Raw genomic sequence first — 3,022 nt, forward strand, 5'->3', positions numbered from 1 at the left:
CCCCTGCCGCGCGGGGCGGGCTGGGGGCCCTGCCGTGGCTCGGTCAGCCGTTGGCGGCGACGTCCTCGACGAGGTGGACCAGGGTGCGGACCGGGACGCCGGTGCCGCCCTTGGTCCAGTAGCCGGTCGGCTCACCCGAGTGGTAGCCCGGGCCGGCGATGTCGATGTGCGCCCAGGCGACGTCCTCGGTGACGAACTCGCGCAGGAAGACACCGCCCTGGAGCATGTGCCCGGCCCGGTCCATGCCGGCGTTGACCTGGGAGATGTCGGCGACGTCGGAATCCATGCCCTTGCGCACGTCGTCGGGCAGCGGCATCGGCCAGGCGGGCTCGCCCACCGCGTCCCCGGCGGTGCGGACCCGCTCGCACAGGTCCGGGGTGCCCATCACGCCGGCGATCTTCTTGCCCAGCGCGATGACCTGCCCGCCGGTGAGCGTGGAGGTCTCGAAGAGGTAGTCGCAGCCGTCCGCGCAGGCCCGCGCCATCGCGTCGGCGAGGATCATCCGGCCCTCGGCGTCGGTGTTGAGCACCTCCACCTTCTTGCCGTTGAACATGCTGATCACGTCGCCCGGCCGGTACGAGGTGCCGGACGGCATGTTCTCCGCCATCGGCAGGTACGCGGTCACCGCCACCGACGGCTTGAGGGCGGCGACCGCCAGCATGGCCGCGCCGACCGCCGCTGCGCCCGCCATGTCGGACTTCATCTCCCACATGCCCTGCGCCGGCTTGATCGAGATACCGCCGGTGTCGAAGGTGATGCCCTTACCGACCAGCGCGACCCGCTTGCCGTTGCCGCCGCCGGCCGGTGTGTAGCTCAGCCGGACCAGGCGGGGCGGCGCCTCCGAGCCCTGCCCGACCGCGACGATGCCGCCGTATCCGCCGTCCGCCAGGGCCGCCTCGTCGAGCACCTCGACGTCCAGCCCGGCCTCCCGAGCGGCTTCGGCCACCGCGTCGGCGAAGGCGGGCGGGCGCAGCTCGTTCGGGGCGGTGTTGACCCAGTCCCGGCTGCGTCGCACCGCGCCGGCGACCGCCTGCGCCCGGCTGATCTCCGCCTGCGCGCCGGCGTCACCGGCGTCCGGCACGGCCACCAGCACCTCGGCCACCGGCTCCCGGCGGGTCGGCTGGGGCCGGGTCTTGTATCCGGCGAACCGGTAGCCGCCGAGCAGTGCCCCCTCGGCGACCGCGCGCAGCGCGGCGGGCGCGTCGGCGTCGTCCGGCAGCGGCAGGGCGAGCGCCACCCGTGGCGCGCCGGCGAGGGCGCGGATCGCCGCGCCGGCGGCCCGGCGCAGGGTCTCCGGGGCGGGGGCGGCGCCGGCCGGCTCCGGGCCGAGCCCGACGGCGGCGATCACCGGCGCGGTCACCGTGCCCAGCGTGGCCAGCTTGACCACCTCGCCTGGGCCGCCGGTCGCGCCGAGCAGGGCCAGCGTCTCGGTCAGCTTGCCGTCGAAGGCGGCGGCGATGCTCTCCGCGCCGGTGGCGAGCAGCAGGGTCCCGGCGAGGCCGCTCGTGGCGTCCTGCTCTCCGGTCTGGCTGTGCACGCCGACGACGATCGCGTCGACGGCGAGCTCGGCGGGGTCGGTGTCGACCAGGCTGAGGGTGGTGCTGGGCGATGTCACTGAAGCTACTCCGGGCGGGCCGGGCCGGCCGCATCGTCGCGTACCGGCGGTGAAGGTCTCCGGCGGACCGTACCTGCCGGAGGCCAGGGCTGTCCCGCCGACGGCATCGGCGGGTCCCGCCGATGCTAACCAGCCGGTCAGGTCCGGGTAAGTTGCCACCCATGACCGACGTGACCTCCGGCGCCGCCGCGACCCGGCTGCGCCGTTCCCCGCTGCACGAGCGGCACACCGCTCTCGGCGCCAAGTTCGCCCCGTTCGGTGGCTGGGAGATGCCGCTGGAGTACGCCGGGGGCGGCGTGCTCAGGGAGCACACCGCGGTCCGCGCCGGGGTTGGCGTCTTCGACGTCTCCCACCTGGGCAAGGCGCGGGTGACCGGGCCGGGCGCGGCGCAGTTCGTCAACGCCTGCCTCAGCAACGACCTGGGCCGGATCGGTCCGGGCCGGGCGCAGTACACGCTCTGCTGCGACGAGGCGACCGGCGGCGTGGTGGACGACATCATCGCGTACCTGCACGGCGGCGACCACGTCTTCCTGATCCCGAACGCCGCGAACACCGCCGAGGTGGTGCGCCGGCTCCGCGCCGCCGCGCCGCCGTCGGTCACGGTCACCGACGAGCACGAGGCGTACGCCGTCCTCGCGGTGCAGGGGCCGCGCTCGGCCGAGCTGCTCGGCGCGCTGGGCCTGCCCACCGGGCACGACTACATGAGTTTCTCGACGGCCTCGCTCGACGGCGTCGAGCTGACCGTATGCCGCACCGGCTACACCGGTGAGCTGGGCTACGAGCTGGTGGTGCCCGCCGGGCACGCCGTCGCGGTGTGGGACGGGCTCTTCGCCGCCGGCGAGGCGTTCGAGTTGCGCGCCTGCGGGCTGGGCGCCCGGGACACGCTGCGCACCGAGATGGGGTACCCGCTGCACGGGCAGGACCTGTCGCTGGAGATCACCCCGGTGCAGGCCCGCTCCGGCTGGGCGGTGGGCTGGGACAAGCCGGCCTTCTGGGGCCGGGACGTGCTGCTCGCTGAGAAGGCCGCCGGCCCGCGCCGTACGCTGCGTGGCCTGGAGGCCGTCGACCGGGCCATCCCGCGCCCTGGCATGGCGGTGTACGCCGGCGACGAGCGGGTCGGCACGATCACCAGCGGCACCTTCTCGCCGACGAGGAAGCAGGGCATCGCCCTCGCCCTGCTGAGCACCGACCCGAAGCTCACCGACGGCGACGTCGTCGAGGTGGACATCCGTGGCCGCCGCGCCCGGATGCGGGTCACCCGACCCCCCTTCGTCCAGCCCTCGGTCAAGTAGGCCCCGGGCACCTCGTTGATCATGAGGTTGGCGGCGAATTCTGAGATCAACACCGCCGCCAACCTCATGATCAACGAGGTGCCCGGGGCCTACTTGACCGAGGGCTGGACGAAGG

General features: G+C 74.4%; 2 protein-coding genes. One reads left to right on the plus strand and one right to left on the minus strand.

Going from position 1 to position 3,022, the window contains the following annotated elements; genetic code table 11:
- Positions 1-43 precede the first annotated feature (43 nt).
- A complete protein-coding gene (locus C1I99_RS30725) occupies positions 44-1,615 on the minus strand; it encodes a leucyl aminopeptidase (RefSeq protein WP_111137651.1) in 1,572 nt (523 codons plus the stop codon).
- A 161-nt stretch (positions 1,616-1,776) separates the two neighbouring features.
- Between C1I99_RS30725 and gcvT the strand changes: the two genes are divergently transcribed.
- Positions 1,777-2,907, plus strand: a complete 1,131-nt coding sequence (gene gcvT / locus C1I99_RS30730) for a glycine cleavage system aminomethyltransferase GcvT (protein WP_111137652.1) — start codon at positions 1,777-1,779, stop codon at positions 2,905-2,907.
- Positions 2,908-3,022 lie beyond the last annotated feature (115 nt).

The organism is Micromonospora deserti (genome assembly GCF_003236335.1).
Classification (GTDB): domain Bacteria; phylum Actinomycetota; class Actinomycetes; order Mycobacteriales; family Micromonosporaceae; genus Micromonospora; species Micromonospora deserti.